General features: G+C 41.0%; 11 protein-coding genes and 1 pseudogene. 11 read left to right on the top strand and 1 reads right to left on the bottom strand.

Translation table 11 applies throughout. The features are described 5' to 3' along the window. Positions 1 to 1308: 1308 nt before the first annotated feature. On the bottom strand, positions 1309 to 2052 hold the full coding sequence (locus ACQ86H_RS11065) for a hypothetical protein (protein ID WP_431294869.1): 744 nt from the start codon (positions 2050 to 2052) through the stop codon (positions 1309 to 1311). Positions 2053 to 2870: 818 nt separating this feature from the next. On the opposite strand from ACQ86H_RS11065, the gene ACQ86H_RS11070 reads away from it, so the two are divergent. From ACQ86H_RS11070 to ACQ86H_RS11120, 11 genes and pseudogenes are all read left to right on the top strand, one after another. After that, positions 2871 to 3092, top strand: coding sequence for a hypothetical protein (locus ACQ86H_RS11070; RefSeq protein ID WP_431294870.1), 222 nt, complete (start codon positions 2871 to 2873; stop codon positions 3090 to 3092). Continuing rightward, a complete protein-coding gene (locus tag ACQ86H_RS11075; protein WP_431294871.1) occupies positions 3055 to 3234 on the top strand; it encodes a winged helix-turn-helix transcriptional regulator in 180 nt (59 codons plus the stop codon). The genes ACQ86H_RS11070 and ACQ86H_RS11075 overlap by 38 nt, the downstream gene beginning before the upstream one ends. Positions 3235 to 3928: 694 nt before the next feature. Beyond that, complete coding sequence (locus ACQ86H_RS11080) at positions 3929 to 4510, top strand: RNA polymerase sigma factor (RefSeq protein ID WP_431294872.1); 582 nt, start codon at positions 3929 to 3931, stop codon at positions 4508 to 4510. 315 nt (positions 4511 to 4825) lie between these two features. Further along, on the top strand, positions 4826 to 5986 hold the full coding sequence (locus ACQ86H_RS11085) for a FecR family protein (protein WP_431294873.1): 1161 nt from the start codon (positions 4826 to 4828) through the stop codon (positions 5984 to 5986). A gap of 158 nt (positions 5987 to 6144) precedes the next feature. Next, complete coding sequence (locus ACQ86H_RS11090) at positions 6145 to 9765, top strand: SusC/RagA family TonB-linked outer membrane protein (RefSeq protein WP_431294874.1); 3621 nt, start codon at positions 6145 to 6147, stop codon at positions 9763 to 9765. Positions 9766 to 9772: 7 nt separating this feature from the next. Beyond that, positions 9773 to 11275, top strand: a complete 1503-nt coding sequence (locus tag ACQ86H_RS11095) for a RagB/SusD family nutrient uptake outer membrane protein (protein ID WP_431294875.1) — start codon at positions 9773 to 9775, stop codon at positions 11273 to 11275. Positions 11276 to 11510: 235 nt separating this feature from the next. After that, positions 11511 to 12239: a putative zinc-binding metallopeptidase gene (locus ACQ86H_RS11100; RefSeq protein ID WP_431294876.1), complete on the top strand. Its 729-nt coding sequence runs from the start codon at positions 11511 to 11513 to the stop codon at positions 12237 to 12239. Between the two features lie 212 nt (positions 12240 to 12451). Next, positions 12452 to 14766: pseudogene (locus tag ACQ86H_RS11105) on the top strand (DUF5118 domain-containing protein); the annotation flags it as partial. Between the two features lie 101 nt (positions 14767 to 14867). Beyond that, positions 14868 to 17207 carry a zinc-dependent metalloprotease gene (locus ACQ86H_RS11110; RefSeq protein WP_431294877.1) on the top strand — a complete coding sequence of 780 codons (2340 nt, stop codon included), beginning with the start codon at positions 14868 to 14870 and terminating at the stop codon, positions 17205 to 17207. Between the two features lies 1 nt (position 17208). After that, the gene (locus ACQ86H_RS11115) at positions 17209 to 18324 is read left to right on the top strand and encodes a thioredoxin family protein (protein ID WP_431294878.1); all 1116 of its coding nucleotides are present in this window, start codon (positions 17209 to 17211) and stop codon (positions 18322 to 18324) included. Next, positions 18305 to 20587, top strand: a complete 2283-nt coding sequence (locus tag ACQ86H_RS11120) for a prolyl oligopeptidase family serine peptidase (protein ID WP_431294879.1) — start codon at positions 18305 to 18307, stop codon at positions 20585 to 20587. Before ACQ86H_RS11115 ends, ACQ86H_RS11120 begins: the two co-directional genes overlap by 20 nt. Positions 20588 to 20766 lie beyond the last annotated feature (179 nt).

Here is a 20766-nt window from a genome sequence, read left to right on the forward strand (position 1 = left end):
TGGCAGGTCGAAAGGGGGTGCTAAAGCTTTAACGTTTTATCCTTCCATCATCTCCTATGCCGGATAGCGAGGTGCAGATAGCAGGGTGCAGAGACAGGCATCCGTAAATTTATCCTCTGAAACTATGAGGGATTACGCTGGATCGTCATCTCGACCGTAGCGGAGAGATCTTTGAACTCTCTAATACGGTCGTCATTCCCGCGCAGGCGGGAATCTTAAAACGCTTTTAATTTTAAAACTGTGTGCGGGAATTCCCCTCCTTCAGGAGGGGTTGGGGGAGGTTTTGCCTTCTGCACTGTCTTGCCTAGGTTCGCCGCCACCGAGGGGCTCTTACTTTTGGCTTGGCCCAAAAGAAACAAAAACCCAAGGCTTGCATCGTTTTTTATCTGATAATGTTGTTTTTATCGGTATAAAAGATTGCTGCGCAATTCCTTGTAAAAAGCTACGGAAATCTTATTTGCGGCAGTATTTAGGCTCTTACCCTTGCTTATCCCTGCGCTCCCGCTTTGATCCTGCCTTAGGCTGTGGGGTTATGAAGGGGAGCTGCAAAGATTTCCGTGCTTTTTCCGGCGGAAATCTGCGAGGCCGGATAGCAGGGAGCAGATAGCATGATGTATAGGGATATTCTCTAATACGGTAGTCGTTCCACCAATAAATCCGTCATTGCGAGAAGGCTTTTTCAGCCGACGAAGCAATCTTTATAGCGAGGATTATTAGCGTGAAAGATTGCTTCGTCGTTTCCTCCTCGCAATGACGACTTTTTAATGGAGTCTGCAAATGGTAGCACGTTGTAGTTGATAGTTCAGACGCTGCGGTCGGTAGTTCAGACGTTGCGGTCGGTAGTTCAGACGTTGCAGTCGGTAGTTCAGTCGTTGCGGTCGATAGTTCAGAGGTTGCGGTCGATAGTTCAGACGTTGCGGTCGATAGTTCAGACGTTGCAGTTGGTAGTTCAGACGTTGCAGTCGGTAGTTCAGACGTTGCGGTCGATAGTTCAAACGTTGCAGTCGTTAGTTCAAACGTTGCAGTCGATAGTTCAGACGCTGCGGTCGATAGTTCAGACGTTGCGGTTGGTAGTTCAGACGTTGCAGTCGGCAGTTCAAACGTTGCGGTCGACAGTTCAAACGTTGAAATCGGTAGTTCAGACGTTGCAGCAGGTAGTTTAGCGGTTATAGGAGATAGTGGAGGAGATGCAATGGGCTATTTTACTGCTAAGCATTGCCAGAAAGGGAAACAGCAACCCGTTTGTTGCTTGTTAAATGGAAATAGGGAAATAAATTAGGGATGATTTTTTAGGGTATTATGGGTATTTTAGATCAGGTTTCGGACCGGGATACCCGAAATCTGTTTGTATTGGGGGCTGGTTGAGCCAAAAACAGATCTCACATAGTTTTTCACATCCTGGGCCAGGGCAACAATACCGGTTTCTGTATCGTACAGCGCGTTATTGCGGTTAATGCGCAGGGTGCTCAATTGCGAGGTGTTGGCTACCACATCGCGGTTTTTCTGCAATAAATCATTATATAAAGTGGTGAGGCTGGCCAGCTGCAAATCTACCTCGTTAGGGGCGTACTGCGGTATGGTGGCTAAGAGTTTAATCTGCTTATCCAACGTATCGAGCAGGTTATCGTAACTCTGTTGCGAGGCCGAAACCTGGTTAACCACCGTGCCGCTGGCGGCCAGGTTATTCTTTTCTTCGGCGGTGAGTTTGGCCGTTGCCCTTTGCCCCTGTATTTTGCGGTGGTGGCTTACGGCATTATCCAATACCTGTTGGGCTACACTATTGGCCTTAACGGCGCTCAGCACACGGGTACTCAATTGTTTTAAAGGCTTAAAAGCCAGATCGCGCAGGGCTATGGCATTACTGTTTTTAGCGGCAGCATCGTGCACCTGCTCGTTAATGGTTTTGGCTGCGGTGGCCTTTTCGGTTAAACTGCTCAGCTGGATGTTGGCATTGCTGGGGTTGTACACCGCGCCATAACCGGTTACATAACTCAACAGGGTTTCGAAGTTGGCTACGTTTTTAGCGTGGCCGGTTTCATTCTGTTTAGACATAATTTGTAGTTTTAAAAAGTAATAAATTAGATTAATTGGCATTAAGTTAATATTATTTTCTTTACAACTAAAAGAATAGGTTAAATTTTTTTGAGGAGGTACGGGAAACCGTAGGGAATGATGTGTTGAATTGGAGAGGTTTGGCTAAATAAATTTAAAACCAGATCTTATGGTGGGCATTTCGGCAAAAATGGCCAGCCGTTCCGCATTTAAACTGTCACCCCATTTCGCTTTAAAGTGACCACCTGTTTCGGGGCAAACTGGCCGTTCTGATCTTTCGATCAGCTTTTTTCGCAACTGGCTTTCGGGAATAATTTTTCAATTTCTGCATAAAATAAAGGCTCCTGGGAGCATATCTACTATTCGGGATGACTACGGTCACTTCGCTGTTTTGAAGGGGGTATGGCGTTTTTTTACGCGTTCCAGTACCTGCGAATGGATTTTGATCGCTAGAAAGGTCTGAATTGAGGATAAATCCGGCAGTAAGATGGATTAAACCGAAAAGTCCTGAGGAAAATGGATTTGGATCCGAAGTGTATATTTGTTCGGAGGGAAAGGAACTTAGATGTGCATCATCCGGTAATCAATTTGGTGGCCAGTTTGGCCCGAAACAGAGGGGTCACTTTCACCGAAATACACAATCTAACTCTTCAATCCACCGTTTGTTGATTACAGAATTTTTAATATCGGGATGGGTGACTACGATTAATGTTTTCATTTTTTTACAAATTTTGATGATTATAATGACAAAAATAAATGCATAACCGCTTATTTTGTACATTAGCCACCAATTGTTAGGTACTATAAAAAATGTAAGTATGTCTAAGATCAAGGAAACCTCTACCAACTATGCTAACAAACAAGCTTTAGCTGATGAGTGTTTAGAAGTTTATACGGCCAACATCATCGGCGGACAATGGGCTTTGGTGATCTGTTCGTGGTTAATGAACGGTAAACTCAGATTTGGAGAGTTAAAAAAAATTGCCCAATATTACCGAACGAATGCTCACCTTACAGCTACGCAAATTAGAAGCAGATAAAATTGTTAAGCGAACCATCTACGCCGAAGTTCCGCCACGGGTGGAATATGAACTAACCGCCATTGGCCTGGAATTGAGACCGATTATTAATGAGCTAGAAAGCTGGGGCGTAAAACATAAAAATTTGTTAGGGGAATTTTGACCTGGTTTATTAAAACTTCGTGAGTTTAAAGTCTGTTTAAATTTTTATAGCAAATGTTACCTGGCATTTAGCTTTCACGCTGAGCATAATGGATTGCTTTTATGAATGCTTTGAAATGAGGCTGTATCTATAAATTGTAATTCAATCGAATTGTTACGTTGAGCCTCCCAATGAATCGGGACAGGTCGTCGAAACGCCTTGTAAGACATTTAAAACAGGCCCTTCGACAGGTTATCATAGACAGACTCCAACAAAATGGTCGTCATTGCGAGGCACGAAGCAATCTTAATGCACAAGCAGGTAGCGATCGTTGTAAGATTGCTTCGTCGTTCCTCCTCGCAATGACGATTCCTCGGGGAGATTTATTTCCATCAAATTATATTGTAACTCGTATTGATCTTTATAAAATAAATGATCCCTCAAGCTGACATACGAATTAATTTTATATGATTTTAAACAGGCTCTTATCAAATAAATTTACATGAGCATTGATTGAATTATTGAATAGCAGGATTTGTATCAAAAAAAGTCTTTTTAAAACCAGCATCTGCTCGTTTTCGTATTTATCAATGATAAGGCCTTCACAATTAGATAAAATTTTCCATCGCCTGTATCCTAATTTGCCTAAATAACAGGTAGCGATGTTGGTTTTTGATGTTTTATAAGTTAATTTGCTAAAACTTTCCCTAAAGCCATGAGTAGCTATGAATCTTTTACGGATACCCAGCTAATTTCCCATTTACAAAGTGGTGATCAGGGTGCATTTACCGAGGTGTACCGCAGGTTTTGGGATAAAGTATTCTCTGTAGCGTATCATCGCCTCGCTAACCAGGCTGAAGCCGAAGAAGTGGTACAGGAAGTGTTTTTAAGTCTTTGGAAACGGCGTTCTAATCTGCAGATCAGGTATAGCCTTAACACCTACCTCAGTGCAGCAACAAAATATCAGGTGATTAACAAACAAAGCAGGGGATATTTTAATGCGGAGAAAAGAAATTCGCTGGAGGACATTCCGGAACAGGGGATCGATACTACGGAACTGTGGTTTTCTGAACGTGAACTGAGGCAGGAATTAGATAAACATATTAATGAGCTGCCGGTTAAATGCCGCCTGATTTTCAAAATGAGCAGGGAAGGCTACAAATCAAATACAGCAATAGCCGAAGAATTGGATATCTCTGAAAAAACAGTTGAAGCCCATATTACCAGGGCGCTCAAAATTTTGAAGGATAAATTAGGTGCGGGATTGCCATTAATTTTGTATCTGCTGTCAAAATAAGAGCCTGTTTAAATGGTAGGCTGCGCGAGATCGTCGTTCCCAACCCGGATTGGGAATCTTAATGTAAGCGCTTTAAGATTTCCGCCTGCGCGGGAATGACGATTGGAGTTGCAATTCTACGACCGTGCTAATGGATTCTGTTTATGGTAGCGTAGTCGATTGCTTTATTAATGCGTTTAAATGGTATTCGACTATGCTCAGACTGACATACAGAATAATGTTATTTAATTCTTAAACACACGCTAAAAATTTATTTTAAATTCAATGTAGGGTAAGGCTTTGTTGGTGTGACTATATGCTAAACCAGCCTACAAATTGAATCAACGCGACAAAACCGACCCGATACCAGAAATTGCCTACAAGTGGCAAAACGGAACCGTTACGAAAGAAGAAAAGGTCTTCTACGAGCAATGGTATTCTTCTTTTAATGATGAAGAGCTGGATCTTCGGGAAACGGATTATACCAGTTTTGATGAGCTGGAAAAAAGCCTTTATTCCAAAATAAGCGTTGGGCTTGAAGATGAAAAAATAAAACCTTCAACATCTAAACTTTTTCCCATTTGGTTTAAAAGTGCAGCAGCCATACTGGTTTTCGCTTTTGGATTTCTTGCTTACCAATCGGGTTGGTTTAGCTTGCTCAATGCGCCTGGAAAAACTAAAGCCGTGATTTTGCCGGGAACAAATATGGCCACTTTGAAACTCTCCAATGGTAAAATTTTGCAGTTAAGTAGCACTAAGCTCGGTTTAAAAATTGATTCTGATGATCTGGAATATATAGATGGAAGTAGCATCGCTTTAGACAAAACCAGTGCTGTAACGAAAGAAATGGAGATTAAAACACCAAACGGAGGTACTTACCAGGTAGAACTGCCAGATGGTACTAAGGTTTGGCTTAATGCATCAAGTAGTATTTTGCTTGCTGCAAACTTTTTATCAAACCCGGAGCGGCGTTTGAAACTACAGGGCGAGGCTTATTTCGAAGTAGCAAAAGTAAGTACGGCTGTTAATGGCGTTACCAAAAGAAAGCCTTTTATCATTACCGTTAACGATAAATCTATCGAAGTACTGGGTACCCACTTTAATGTAAGGGCTTACAACAGTGAGCCATCACTTAAAACAACATTGCTTGAGGGCAGCGTAAGGGTTGTTGATGGTAATAATACCAGAAAGTTAGTTCCTGGCGAGCAGGCAACTGCGCTGAATGGCCTTATAAACGTGAATAAGGTTGACGTAGAAGAGGCCATTGCCTGGAAGAACGGAAATTTTCAGTTTACCAATGAGGGGATAGAACGGATTATGCAGGATATTGCCAGGTGGTATAATGTAGAAGTAGTTTACAGCGGACCGGTTACAAAAGAAAGCTTCGGTGGAGCCATCTCCCGAAATAAACCCTTACATGATGTACTTTCATCGCTTGAAGAAACCGGTGGAGTACATTTCAAAATTGAAGGAAGGAGGGTAATCGTGATGCCATAATTGTACACAAACACGTTCTGAAAAGAACCGGAGGTGGGACGAAGCACCCCCGGCAGTAAATTTGGAGCGGTATAAATGAAGAATGATATTCAACTAAACCAAACAACCAAACAAACCAGGATACCATTGCGCTCGCAATTGGTATTCAATTCAAATGTATGAAAAAATCCATTTCAATGGGCGATAAGCTACGTGCTTGTTGTTCCGGGCAAAATATGGGCTTTATAACGAAGGTAGTAGTACTTTTGTTTGCCATTTTTGTCTTTCAGTCAGGTAAGAGCCAGGCGCAAACTGTTACTCTTTCAAAAAGTAATGCCAAAATTGTTGATGTATTTAAGGAAATCAGAAAACAAACAGGATACGATTTCGTATACACCTCCAGGCACATCAGCGAAGCAAAACCTGTAACCATCAATTTAAAAAATGCACCGTTAGAAAATGCCCTGGCGGCTTGTTTTAAAGATCAGCCGTTGAGTTATTCTATTCAAAATAAAACCATTATTGTGAAGCAGAAGGAAACTTTGGAAAATCTCCAGAGTTCATCAGTTTCAGTGTCGATGAAAACCCGTTCGATAGCTGGGCAGGTAACCAGCCCGGATGGTCGGCCGATGCCAGGCGTAACCGTATTATCTAAGGAAACAAATGTAAGGGCAGTAACTGACAAAGAGGGGCGTTACTGGATTGAAGTATTGGATGAAAAAGGAGCCACGCTGATTTTTTCTTATATCGGTATGCAGTCCAGACAGATCGCTGTAAACAACCTCCAGAATTTAAATGTAACCCTCACAGAAGCCGTGAAAGAAATGGAAGAAATGGTGGTGACAGGTTACCAGATACTGAAAAAATCGGATGTAGTAGGATCTACTGCTTCAGTAAACGCCAAAGATTTGTATTTAAACGGCGTAAATACTATTGAGCAGGCGCTACAAGGCAAAATTGCCGGTTTGGTAGTTACCAACACCAGTGGTCTTACCGGAACCAAGCAAACTGTACGTGTTCGTGGAACTTCTACCTTATCGGGTTCGCAGGAGCCGATCTGGGTAGTTGATGGTGTGATTCAGGAAGAACCATTGCCATTTAAGGCACAAAGTCTTAATGCTAATGGCGAGATAAACGCTGATAATATAGATTTTATAAGAAATTTTGTAGGTAATTCGATCCGCTGGTTAAATCCAATGGATATTGAAGATGTTACAGTATTAAAAGATGCCTCTGCCACCGCAATATATGGTATCAGGGCCGGTAATGGTGTAATTGTAATCACGACTAAAAAAGGCCGGGTTGGTCCGCCTGTAATCAGCTATTCCACAAACTTCAGTACTACTGAAAAAGTGACTGCTGACAAATTGAATTTAATGAATTCTAAAGAACGGGTAGCGGTATCAAGAGAAATCTTTACCAATGGTTTAACCTCTACTTATGCAAATAGTACAGTAGGTTATGCAGGTGCTTTGAACGATTACTTATTTAAAAAAACAATATCTGCTGATGAGTTTAATGCGAGGGTGAAAGATATGGAAACAGTCAATACCGATTGGTTTGATTTACTTTATCGCGTACCATTTAGTAATGGACACAACTTAAGTATTTCTGGAGGCAGTCCTAATACACGCTATTACTCGTCTTTTGGATATAACAATTCAGCCGGTACAGCCAGAGGAAATGACGCTACCAGTATAACAGGAAAAATTTCCGTTAATACCAAGCTTTCAGAAAAAATAACCATTGATGCCAGCCTTTCAGCATCAAAAAACCAGGTTAATTCTTTTTACCAGGTAGATCCGTACAACTATGCTAAAGGTACAAACCGGGCGATAAGAGCCGTTAATCCTGATGGTAGTCTGGTGTTTTATCCGAATGTTTCTGGTTATGCTTTTAATATCCTTAATGAAAGAGATCAGACCGGTAATAGCAATAAGGTATTAACTGTTAATACCTTTATTAATGCGAATTATAAAATTATTGAGGGTCTTAATTTCCAATCCTTATATAGTTACAGTTCAAGTTCTACTGTCGGCGAATCTTACGCAACAGAGCAAACGGAATATGTAGCCCGCCAATACAGATTTTATAATTATGGCGCTTTTAAACCGACAGATGCAGGTTATAAGCAGAGTAAATTGCCGGTAGGGGGCGAATATAATATAGATCAGGCAACCAGTACCGTATGGAATTGGAGAAATAGCTTATCATACAGTAAGGCATTCAACAAGAAACATGTAGTAAACTTTATGTTTGGTTATGAATTAAACAGTACAAAATATCTGGGCTACACCAATACCACTTTAGGATACCTGAGAGATCGAGGTAAATCATTCGCAACTTTACCAACAAGTACCACATTAGGTACTATTACGACGATTAGTGATTATCCAACCAAATTTTCTCCGAAAATAACAGACCGACTAGCGAATACAATGGGGCTTTATCTTACTTCTAGTTATACCTTTGATAGCCGTTATGTAGTAAATGCCAGTGTTAGGAATGACCGTTCAAACCGTTTCGGACAGTTTACCGGTGAAAAATTTAATCCGGTTTGGGCTGGAGGTTTGAAGTGGAACGTTGCGAATGAAAAATGGTTTAACAGATCATATTGGCTATCCGATCTGAGCATTAGCGGTACTTTTGGCTATCAGAGAAACATCGCTGCAAATGTAAGCCCCGATTTAATTATTAAAACACCTACAGGTGCAACCGCCAGTGCTACAGATACCTTTACAGGTGAAAGTTTACTTACCATTAGTTCTTTACCGTATGGAGATTTGAGATGGGAGCAAAATGCGAGCATGAATTTAGGGCTTAATTTCAGTTTATTCAGCAATAAGGTAACCGGATCATTTGAATATTACAATAAAAGAGGACGCGAACTGATTACCAGTCTGAGCGTACCTTTAGAATATGGAGTTGCCAGTACACTCGTTAATGGAGGAGCCATCAACAACAAAGGCTATGAAGTTGCGGCCAGCTTCGTTCCGGTACGTACTAAAAATTTCAGCTGGAACGTGACATTGAACACTTCAAAAAATATGAACAGTGTTGTAAAAGTAAGCCCTCAGCTGGTGAGCTGGAGAACAGCAGTTACCGGAACGCTAACTGCGCTCGACAGGCCGGTATCTGGATTTTATGCATTTAAATATACCGGTATAGATCCATCAAATGGCTATCCAACTTTCGACCTGTCTCTAAAACCAAATGCAGATCCTCAAGATCCAACTTCTTATATGGAGTATGTAGGCAAGCTAGATCCTGACTTTACATCCGGTTTGGGGATGAATTTTCGGTATAAAATGTTAACATTAAGTTCGAGCTTTTACCTGCAGGTTGGCGGTAAGAAGTTTCTGTCTCCATTGTATACACTCGTAAATAATCTTCCTACAGAATATCAGAACCTATCACGTCAGCTGTTAGATCGCTGGTCTACGTCTAATCCAAATGGTAGCGTACCACGGTTACCAGATAGTTCAGTTCCTACGGTGAGTTTGCCAGGAAGAACACCTAGTTCTGGAGGAACGGCCCCAACACCATTTGAAATGTACAATTATAGTACCGCTCGGGTAGTTAGTGCCACTGCATTACGTTGCAATAATATCAATTTAAGTTATACGCTTCCCGCTTCTGTAGTGCAACGGTTAAAAACCAAGAACATTAATGTTGGTGCGGGTATATCTAATGTTTTTGCCATTAATAGTAAAGATTTCAATGGGCTTGATGCAGAGGTAGCTACCGGACAGCAACCCAGAACCAGAACATTTACTTTTAATTTGAACTTAAGTTTATAACATGTATATGAAAAAGTTGATGATATATTTCCTGATATTGTTATGTGCAGTATTAGGTTCATGTAAAAAATTTCTAACAGAGTATAGTCAGGACGAGATGCGTCCGAGTACAACTAATGATCTTACTGCGCTAATGTATAGCGATGCTTACCCATACAGCACGAGATTTGATAATTTAGATCTGTTAACCGATGATGTGCAAAGTAACGGACTTGCGAATGCTAATGGTGCACCTGTTCCCAATTATGTAACACCATTTAACAATGGCCTTGCAATGTTCACCTTTAATCCGAACATGTTCGATGCTGGCAGTATTATACCGGCTGGAGCAAATTTGTATGAGAACTGTTATAGTAAAATTAAAGGATGTAATGTTGTACTCGATCAGTTAGCCAATGTTTCTGGTACGGAGCAAGCAAAGAATTTTATTAAGGGACAGTGTCTGTTTCTAAGATCATACTACCTTTTTAAATTGGTTACCACCTACAGTTTACCATATAGCGGTAATGGTGTTAATCCCGAAACTGCATTGGGTGTTCCATTGATCATAAGCAGTCAGATAAGGGATGGCGGACTTCCTCGGCCAACACTAAAACAAACCTATGACCAGATTGAAAAAGATTTGCTGGAAGCTGCTGATCTTTTGAAGAATAATGGTGTAGCTACAACTCCATATAGAATTACGGCGCCAGCGGCAAATGCATTTTTATCAAGATTCTATCTTTTAAAGGGCAGAAATGAAGATTTAGATCAAGTAATCCGTTATGCAGAGCTGGTTTTGGCAGAACGGAGTACCCTCACACCGTTAACAACATTTTTTACCGCAACCAACGCGATTTCAGGTACAGGTATTTTCGATCCGGGGAATGTGGAAGTTTTATGGGTACACGGTGGGAACTCCAGGTTGGATGTGACATATTTTGCAGCTTTAACTACAGGGTCTTTACCTCCATTTAGTGCATCGCAAGCTTTAGCATCACTTTACGAACAAGGACCAAATAGTTCAAACTATGGAGATTTACGCTATCAGATGTATTTTACAAAAAATGGTTCTACACCGTATGCATCTGCTAAATCTTCTGCAAATTCTGTGGGTGGAAGTACCGGATTCCGCGTGTCTGAAGTATACCTCAACCGTGCAGAAGCCTTAATCAGGCGATTTATACTAACGGGCAACGATGCAGATCGTATCAAAGCGCTCACTGACCTTAATTACTTAAGAAGTAATCGCTATGATACCAGAAATACCGCATATATCCCGGTATCAATTACGGACGGACAGGCGCTTTTAAATTTTTATCAGCAAGAACGCAGAAGGGAGATGGCTTTGGAGAATAACTCCAGATGGCAGGATATCAGAAGATGGGCCATTCCGGTGACGCATAATTTTACCGGCGCTGATGGTGTATCAACTGTTTATACGCTGCCTGCAAACAGTTCACTTTATGCCCTCCCGATCCCATTTAACGCCTTGAATAATAATCCTGATCTTTCTCAAAACCCGAAATAGCAATCATTTACCAAAATAAAAAAATGATGAAACAGAATTTTTTGATCTTATTTGCCCTAATGCTGGCAATTTCGATCGCCTCTTGTAAAAAAGAAGATGAGCAACTTACACCCTCTGGTATAGATGATACTTATAAAGTTCCTCAGGGAAATAACGCATTTGATCAGACCATCGTAAAGTATTACAACAGCTATGGTACATATATGTTATACAATTTTTCTGAAAAGGATGTATATTGGACGCCAACAGGCTGGAAAAACCGGTGTCAACCAATGGGGCATGGTCTCCTGGTGCAGAAGTGGAACCATCCGACCCGGCATACGTGGCACCTCAGCTCGCGCTGATCAAAAGTAAATGGTTTGATTTTTACACAGATAAATTTCTCAAACAGTTTCTCCCGGTAAAGATCATGCTTTGTAAAAAGGTTGATTCTGTTTTTACCACTTATATTTTTACGCCAATAATTACTGCTTCGAAAGGAACGAAAAAAGTAGCTGCTTTTTACAATTACGATAACATTCAGGTGAATTATGGGGATGCAACTGTAAGCACCATGACTGCCGCTGAACAGCGCGCCTTTATTTATAAGGTGAATCTCATCTTCATGCAAAGCATTTTTGCCAGGGGATTATCTGCACCATCTTCAGACTTTGCCAGTAGTGCTGATTATATGAGCAATGTAAGTTCCCTCTCACAGGCATATAGCAGGGGGATAATCATGGGCACTTCAAACATTTCTGCCCAGCTGGATTGGAACGCCTATATCACTGCAATGGTTACTTATTCTACCCCGCAGTTAAACGCGTCTGTAGCAAATACAGACAGCACGCCAGCTGGAATGCTTAATGCTACAAAAGATACTGCAGGCCAGATAAAAAGGAGATATAACATTGTTAGAAACTATTTTATCAATGAATATGGTGTCGATCTTCAAGTGATCGGAAATGCAACCAGGGGCCTCTAGGCTAACCAACTCTATTATCAATTAAGCACTGTTTGTAAAAAAATAACAGGCAGTGCTTTTAACAAAAATGAATGAAACTATTAAAAAAGTTGTTGCTGCTGGGTAATCTTTGCCTAAGCACCAGTTTAATGGCGCAAAAGGAAGCGCAATCGCCACCGGCTATCAGCACATTTCTAAAACAGAATGCGATTTCGTATAAAGGTGTTTTCAATATTTATCAGCAGAATGATAAGTATTTCCTCGAACTGAAGGATTCGTTGTTAAACCGGGATATCCTTGCCATGATTGTCATCAATAAAGGTTCGGCACAGGTAGCCAGAGATTCGAGAAAGCGTTTTGGCTTTGCAGGAGACGTGGTGCACGAAGCCGTCTTTAAATTTAACAGGAATAAAAAAGGTGCAATCAATATGGAACAGTCACAGTTTTATAACGCACCTAAAACCAACAGCATTTTTTATAATACCATTACTTCCAGGCCAACGCCCATTATCATGTCTTTTACACCGGTTGCTAAAGATGCCGATGCAGTGCTGATTGATATTACTTCGGCTATTAATGCAGACATGCCCATCTTATCGTTAAGTGGTGCAAAAGAAGAATTAGGTCTGGGCCTTACCAGGCGAGTTTATCAAAATTAATAGGCATTTCTGCTTATAAAAACAACCTGGTATTCCGTTCATTGCGCAATTATTCGCCAGGAGCGCTAACCCAAAAGCCCAATTCGGGCGATGCACCGGTTGAACCTCAGCAACCACAGGAAAACCAGGGCGTTCCCCAAAACGGGCCAACGGCATGGGAAGTAGGTGCAAGCTGGTATCTGCTACCGGCCATACCTATGCGCCAGCGTTTTGCTGATAAAAGAGTCGGTTATTTTGCACGCGGTTTGAATGATTATTCGAGCAATCCGCTTAAACTGGAAGAGCGTGGCTTGGCAACCCGTTGGAAAATAGAGCCTAAACCACGGGATGTGGAAAAATATAAACGTGGCGAACTGGTTGAGCCTGCACAACCCATTGTTTTTTATGTAGACAGAAATACGCCCGACTATTTACAGCCGTATTTTATTGCCGGTGTAGATGCCTGGCAAAAGGTTTTTGAGAAAATAGGATTTAAAAATGCTATTGTGGCCAAAATGGCGCCTACTGCAGCAGAAGATCCTGATTTTTCGATGGACAACATCAATTATTCTGTAATTTCTTATAAACCCTCTACTACTGCAAATGCTTACGGACCGATGGTGATTGATCCGCGCTCTGGTCAGATTCTGAGTTCGCACGTGGCCGTTTTCCATAACATTACCGATTTAATGCAGCGCTGGTACTTTGTGATGTGTTCAGCAATTGATCAGAGAGGTCGTAAGCTTCCATTGGCAAAAGATATCATGGGGCGTATGTTACAAACCGTAATCACGCACGAAGTAGGTCATACCTTAGGCCTTCGCCATGATTTTGCAGGCAGCCATAGTTATAATGTAGATAGCGTTCGTAAACGCGATTACGTAGCTAAAAATGGTTTTGGTGCCTCCATTATGGATTACCTGCGGTTTAACTATGTAGTACAGCCAGAAGATGGTTTTACCGCTGAAGAACTTCATCCTAAAATTGGTGTTTATGATGAATTTGCGATTGAATGGGGATACAAATATTTTCCTGAACTGAACAATGCTTATAAAGAAGGTGAATTTCTGAAAAACTGGGTGACAGAGAAACGTAAAGATGTACGTTTGTTTTATTTCCCCGAAGGAGATTTTTCCGATCCTCGCGTACAATCAGAAGATATGGGCAGTAATGCCATGCAAGCTGGTGCTTTAGGCATTAAAAACCTTCAATACATCATGAATAACATGGAAGATTGGCTGGAGAAGGATGATGACGAAAATTACAGCATGATGAGAAGGATGCACGCTTCTGTTGCAAGCCGTTACAATGAATACCTGTCACATGTAGTCAAAAATATTGGCGGTAGGTATGGCGATCAGGCGCTTAAGGTAGAAGATAAACCTAATTTCGTGCCGGTAGGCCGTGCCACGCAAAAAGAGGCTATGGCTTTTATCAATACATATTACTTTCAGGAACCTACCTGGTTGTTTCCCAAAAATATAACCGATAAAACAAGATTTGTATTTGATGGTGAAGTACAGGCCGATTATGAAGCCTTTTTAGGAAAAGTTTTTTACAAGTTTTCTGCCATCTCGAAGAACGAACGTATTACAGGACAAAACCCTTATACGCTTAACGAGTTTTTTGATGACTTATATCAGGGCATTTTTGGCGATGTGGGCTTGGCAGCACCTATTTCCGATTACCGTAGAATGCTGCAGCGGAATTACATTAACAAACTTTTAGGTTCGGTATATAACCCGGCAAGTTTTGGAAATAATGAAGCTATTTTGATGAAACTGCAACTGGATAAAATTAAAAAAGCCTGTGATGCCGCTCAACAGCTCAAAACCGATTACCTGTCAAAAGATCATTTGAGGGCCATTTCAGAATTGATAAAGCAATGGCAGGAGAGCAAACCTGCAAGTTAGTACAGTGCCAATATAAATAAACAGATGGAGCGTCAATGATTTAAAAAAAATTGATCATGATGGTGGCTTCATCTTCATTAAAAAGCAGAATGATACGGATGAAAAAAATATTAACAATGGTATTGCTGGCTTTGGCCATTACTTTTACAGTGGTAGCCCAGCAACCAAAACAAAGTACTTCACTAGATTTCGAGAAATTTATCAAAGATAAAAAGCAGGTGGTAGCGGGTACATTTCCCGTTTACCAGGCGGATGAAAAATATTACCTGCAGATTGGGCCAAACCAATTGAATAAAGATATTCTGGTAGCCGGAGATATTCGTTTCGGTTCTTCCGCTGTCTCAAAATCATCAGGTATCCTCAGGTTTGTGAAAGGCCAGGGAGAAAACCTGTATGTAACCAGAAATAATTATAGCGAACAGGCTGTGAATAACGCACCCATGTCTAACCTGTTGAGTGGCTCAATCCTCGAACCCATTAGCTTTACATTTAAAATAGAAGCTCTAGGTAAAGATACCGGTAGTGTGATTATTGATATCACCAGACAACTGATTGAAGGAGGTGAACTTTTTTCTTTCAAGAACTACAATCTTATGGCCAATCCAGATCCGGGCAGATCGGGTGTTGAACAGGTTGAAGCGGTTAAAAACGGTGTTTTTTTTAATGTGCTCAGAACCCAGAACAATGCCGGACGTGATTATAATGGCAAAACCTTAGACCAGCCCAATACCATGCAATTTGGTCTGTTGCTACAGCAGCTTTCAGAAGCGCAGATGCCCATCAAACCAGCCGATAAACGTATCGGGTTTGATACCCGCCAGTTTACTGATTTTGGGTTAGCCGGTTATGCAGCAAAAAAAGTTACTATCATAAAAAAGTGGAACTTACTGGTAAAACCACAAGACGCTGCCCGTTACAAAGCGGGTAATCTGGTAGAGCCTCAGCAACCTATAATGGTTTATTTGCACTCATCAGTACCGCAGTTTTTTATCAATGCCGTTAAAGATGGGGTTTTGGCCTGGAATAAGTGTTTTGAAAGTGCCGGATTTAAAAACGCGATAAAGGTTATTTTACCTGAAAACGGTAAACCGGTGGCCATGGAAGAAGGTAGCGTATTAATAGCCTGGGCAGGGGTAACCCCAAAAGCAGTTGTAGATCTGGTAGAAGACCCACGCACAGCAGAAATAAAAACAGCTAAAGTAACACTTAGTGATTTAATGATTGATGATCTGCTTCAAAAGTATTTCGTTCAATGCGGGGCTTACGATCCACGTATCCAGAAGGATGCTTCTTCGCCAGCTGTACGTCAGGATATTCTGAAATTTAAAGTTAGCCAGGCCATGGCTGAAGTTTTAGGAATGCTTCCTAATTACGCTGCGAGTACTGCATATAATGTGCAGCAGGTAAGCGATCCAAAGTGGGTAGCGCAACATGGATTTACTTCCTCAATTACCGATAATTTAGAGTTTAACTATTTGATGACGCCTGTATCAAAAGCATTCAATAGCAAACTGTTTTTACCACAGCTAGGTGCTTATGATCATTTGGCGATCAACTGGGCTTATCGTCAGTTTCAGGATGGGATCAACGGAGCCACCTTTTTAAAGGATGGTAAGATAAATCCGGCACTTTACTACTCGGCAGAAGATAAAAACAACCCTTATGCACAGGCCAAGGATTTATCGTCGCAAAATATCGAAGCCGCGCAAATTGGCATTAACCGCCTGAAAGCTTTTTACCCGAAACTGGAAGGTATTGCGTCCAAAATGAATGATGATACCTGGGGGACTTATATGTTGCTTGCTGCCAATTTTATCATGTCCTATGATCAGTATGCCACCAGTGTTTTACCTAATATTGGGGGTAAACAACGTTTTGTGGTGATGAAGGGTTACAACAGTATACCAGCCGTTTATGTGCCAAGGGCAAGGCAATTGGCCACCTTCGAATTTTTATATCAAAATGTGTTAAAAGAAGTGCCGGCATGGACAAGAAACGACAGGGCACAATCCATGGATGGCTCCAATACCGAAACACTGGTTTCAAAAACTTCAAATAAAATTATCAATTACCTTACCACTGCCGATTTGCTTAGTAATCTTCTGGAAGCTGAAAATTCTGGAGAAAAAAATGTTTTTGGTACGAAAGACTTGTTTAGTCAGGTCGATCATTATATCTTTTTAGATTTTAACCCGAATACTGCATTAAGCACTTATCAGCGCAATATTCAATATAACTACCTCAAAAACCTGCTGACTTTAATTTCAAAAAACAAAATCGATGCTGGTTTAAGCGATATCGGTATTGTTTTAAATGCTTACCGTATTTCTTTAAGTAAACACATTAACCAGGTGGCCAATACCCATAATGATGCTTTAACAAAGGAGCATTTTCAATTAATGAAGATGTTAATGAATAACGAACCTAATGCCAGATAATATGAGAAGAATTAGTGTTGCAGTAACCATGCTTTTTTTAAGCCTGGCTGTAAGCGCCCAGAAAAAAGAAATCCATTTTGAAAAGCTAAACCTCAAAGAAGCTTTGGCGAAGGCCAAAAGTGAAAATAAATCGGTTTTTGTAGATTGTTTTACCACCTGGTGTATTCCATGCAAGCAAATGGAGGCCAATATATTTACCCAGGACAGTGTTGCCGATTTTTATAATGAAAACTTCATCAACATCAAAGTAGATATGGAAAAGGGAGAGGGCCCATCTGTTAAAAAAATGTATACCATTGAGGCTTATCCATCCTACCTCATTTTAGATACTGAAGGAAAAACAAAGAATAAATTTGTGGGCGGCATGTCTGCGAAAGATTTCATAGCCAATGCAAATAAAGGATTAACGGCCAACAATGACGAAGCTAATTTAAACGCCCGTTACGAAAGTGGAGAGCGCACACCAGAGCTGATGAGAGCATACATCAGGCATAAAATTAAGGTGATGGAAAAATCAAGAGCCAAAGAATTGAATGACGAGCTGATGGCCAGTTTAACACCCCAGCAAAAAGCCAGTCCCGAAAATTGGTTCTTATTCGGACAAAATAGATATACCATGTACCTTTCTGATTTCTCGAGCCCTAACTTCGAATACCTGGCCACACATTGGAGAGATTTTGTTGCCAAAAACACCAAAGATACTGTTGATCAAAAGCTTTCTTCGGTATACAGACAAATTGCATCGTGGACTTTAAATGGTTTTTATGTTAAAGTAAAACCTTTCAATAAAAATGATTACGAACGCTATAAAGCGCAAATTCGCAATACCGAAATGCCCGATAAAAAACAATTGTTGGTGATGATGGATATTGCCATTGCCGCGGGAGAGAAAAACATTGATGAAGTTACCAATTTGTTTCTGAAAAATTTAGGTTCTTTCTCTGAAGACAACCGTCATATCTTATTTGACTATGTTACGTTTGCCAAAAGTACTAAAGGTTATACATTTCCAAAGATAGCCGAGCTTTCAGATGAAATCACCAGAACTTCAAGTAATCCTTATTTAGTAAGTTTATTTAAGTCCATGAAAGAGAGATATGCACAAAAAGCCAATTAGTTTAATTTTCTTATGGTTGGTTTGCAGTGCAGCGGCAGTTGCACAGCAGGCTAATTATAAAGCTGCGCAAAAATTTGATGCGCCCAATTTAAGTAAGCTGATTGGTACCACTAAGGTGATTCCATTCTTTCTTAAAAATGGCAGGTATTTTTGGTTTGTGGCCGATGAGCCTGCTTTAAATGGTAAACAACCGTATTTGTCTGGCGATTCTCTTGTCGCTCCCGGCAAAAAGAATACGCACTACATTGTAAATTTAGCTACAGGAAAAAAGCAGGCCTTGTTTGATAAACCTGAAATACGGAAGCAATTAAAAGCATTCACCGGGCAAATGGTGGAAGAAAAAGAAGTGATTTATTGGGCTAATTTTTCGGAAGATGAAAAAACGGTTCTCATAAAATATGGCACAAAAACTTATGACTATAACTACGAAACCAAAAAACTAACCTTACAGCTTAACAAAGCACCACTAAAAAAAATAGCCGGTTTTGGTGTTTCTGCAGATGGCAAATGGGCGCTTTACAGCAAAGCACATAATTTGTACCTCGCTGCAACCTCCGATAAGAAAAATGAACTTCAGTTGAGTTTTGATGCTGAACCTTATTTCTCATTTTGTGTAGATGAAAAGGGCACATACACTACAGATAAAAGTTATCCTTCTAATGCAAAATGGTTAGGTGCCAACTATTTTTATGCATTACGTGTAGATACCAGGAAAGTAGCTAGCCTGTCTGTAATTAGTTCAGCAATAACACCAAGACCGAGGGTATCTACCTATAAATATGAACTGCCGGGCGATAAGGATGTAGCGCAGTATGAACTTTATATCGGTGATGCCGGAAACGGTTCTTTTAAAAAGGCAGACCTGAAACGCTGGCCGGATCAGCAGTTGGAAGTATGCGAAGCCCAGGGCAATACAAAGGAAGTTTTTGTGATCAGACGAAAGCGCAGCAGGGATGAAATGGAACTTTGTGCAGTAGACCTCGCTACCGGAAAAGTCCGCTCCATTATTCATGAAATCAGCAAGCCCTTTATTAACGAAGATTTTTTTAATGTTTCTATTATAAAAGGTGGAAAGGAAATTATCTGGTGGAGTGACCGAACGGGTTGGGGCCAATACTACCGTTACGATGGTGAGGGCCATTTACTCAACCGCATTACCCAGGGCAATTTTACAGCCGGAAAAATCATGGCTATCGATACCGCCAAGGGCAATCTTTACCTCTACGGTTATGGCAAACAGCGCAACATTAATCCCTATTATGCCCTATTGTACAAGGAGGCTTTAAACGGTAAAAACGAACAGTTGCTTACCCCTGAAAATGCGACCCACCAGGTTGCAGTTTCGCCGGATAGGAAGTATTTTGTAGATAACTATTCCCGTATCGATCTGGCGCCAGTAACCGTGCTGCGTAGAATTGACGGTAAAACCATTTCTGAAGTATTAAAGCCAAATGTAAGTAACCTCTATGGCTATGGCTGGAAAAATGCAGAATCTTTCACCGTAAAAGCTAAAGATGGCATAACCGATCTGTATGGATTAATCTGGAAGCCTTTCGATTTTGATCCGGCTAAAAAATATCCGGTCATCTCGCAGGTTTACCCGGGGCCGCAGATTGAAACCGTTTGGAACGATTTTACTGTGCTGGATAAATATAATAATGCTGCTTTGGCGCAGATGGGATTCATCGTGGTGGCCGTTGGGCATAGGGGAGGTTCGCCCATCCGCAATGCCGGCTATTATAAATATGGCTATGGTAATCTTCGCGATTACGCTATCGAGGATGATCAATATGCACTGGAGCAACTGACCAAACAACATCCCTTTATGGATATGAACAAAGTCGGAATCTTCGGCCATTCGGGCGGAGGTATGATGACCGTTGCAGCCATGTGTAAATATCCTGATTTTTATAAAGTCGGGGTTGCCTCATCAGGTAATCACGACAATAGGATATATAGTCGCACCTGGGGCGAAACTTACCAGGGGCTGGAAAAGAAAATGCCTATCAATGAAGATCTGGCCAAAAATCTGAAAGGCCATTTAATGCTGGTAACCGGCGAAGTGGATGAAAATGTAAATCCGGCAAATACTTACCGGATGGTCGATGCGCTCATCAAGGCCGATAAAGATTTTGACCTCATGGTGCTGCCGGGGCAGGATCACCATTACGAGGGGCCTGCAAAACTGTATTTTGAAAAACGCATGCGGGCCTATTTTGCAAAATATTTTATCGAACAAGACAGTTCGAATAATAAAAAGTAAAAGGTAGCATTTGCTATTCGTTTTGGATGACGACAGACGGAGCTGGTTGGATGACCGCTCCGTTTTTAGTTTGGCTTGAAGTGCTAATTCTCTTTTTTACTAAATATAAACTGGCCGGGATCATAAACCGCCGGGATCCGGTGAAGATATACTGATTGTAGCTTAGGTATCCGATTAGC

The organism is Pedobacter sp. P26 (genome assembly GCF_050632135.1).
Lineage (GTDB): Bacteria > Bacteroidota > Bacteroidia > Sphingobacteriales > Sphingobacteriaceae > Pedobacter.

Bases quoted from the DNA above. Each gene is read 5' to 3' on its own strand.
- ACQ86H_RS11080 (WP_431294872.1), top strand. From the start codon at position 3,929: ATGAGTAGCTATGAATCTTTTACGGATACCCAGCTAATTTCCCATTTA.
- ACQ86H_RS11065 (WP_431294869.1), bottom strand. From the start codon at position 2,052: ATGTCTAAACAGAATGAAACCGGCCACGCTAAAAACGTAGCCAACTTC.
- ACQ86H_RS11075 (WP_431294871.1), top strand. From the start codon at position 3,055: ATGCTCACCTTACAGCTACGCAAATTAGAAGCAGATAAAATTGTTAAG.
- ACQ86H_RS11110 (WP_431294877.1), top strand. From the start codon at position 14,868: ATGAAAAAAATATTAACAATGGTATTGCTGGCTTTGGCCATTACTTTT.
- ACQ86H_RS11095 (WP_431294875.1), top strand. From the start codon at position 9,773: ATGAAAAAGTTGATGATATATTTCCTGATATTGTTATGTGCAGTATTA.
- ACQ86H_RS11090 (WP_431294874.1), top strand. From the start codon at position 6,145: ATGAAAAAATCCATTTCAATGGGCGATAAGCTACGTGCTTGTTGTTCC.
- ACQ86H_RS11120 (WP_431294879.1), top strand. From the start codon at position 18,305: ATGCACAAAAAGCCAATTAGTTTAATTTTCTTATGGTTGGTTTGCAGT.
- ACQ86H_RS11115 (WP_431294878.1), top strand. From the start codon at position 17,209: ATGAGAAGAATTAGTGTTGCAGTAACCATGCTTTTTTTAAGCCTGGCT.
- ACQ86H_RS11070 (WP_431294870.1), top strand. From the start codon at position 2,871: ATGTCTAAGATCAAGGAAACCTCTACCAACTATGCTAACAAACAAGCT.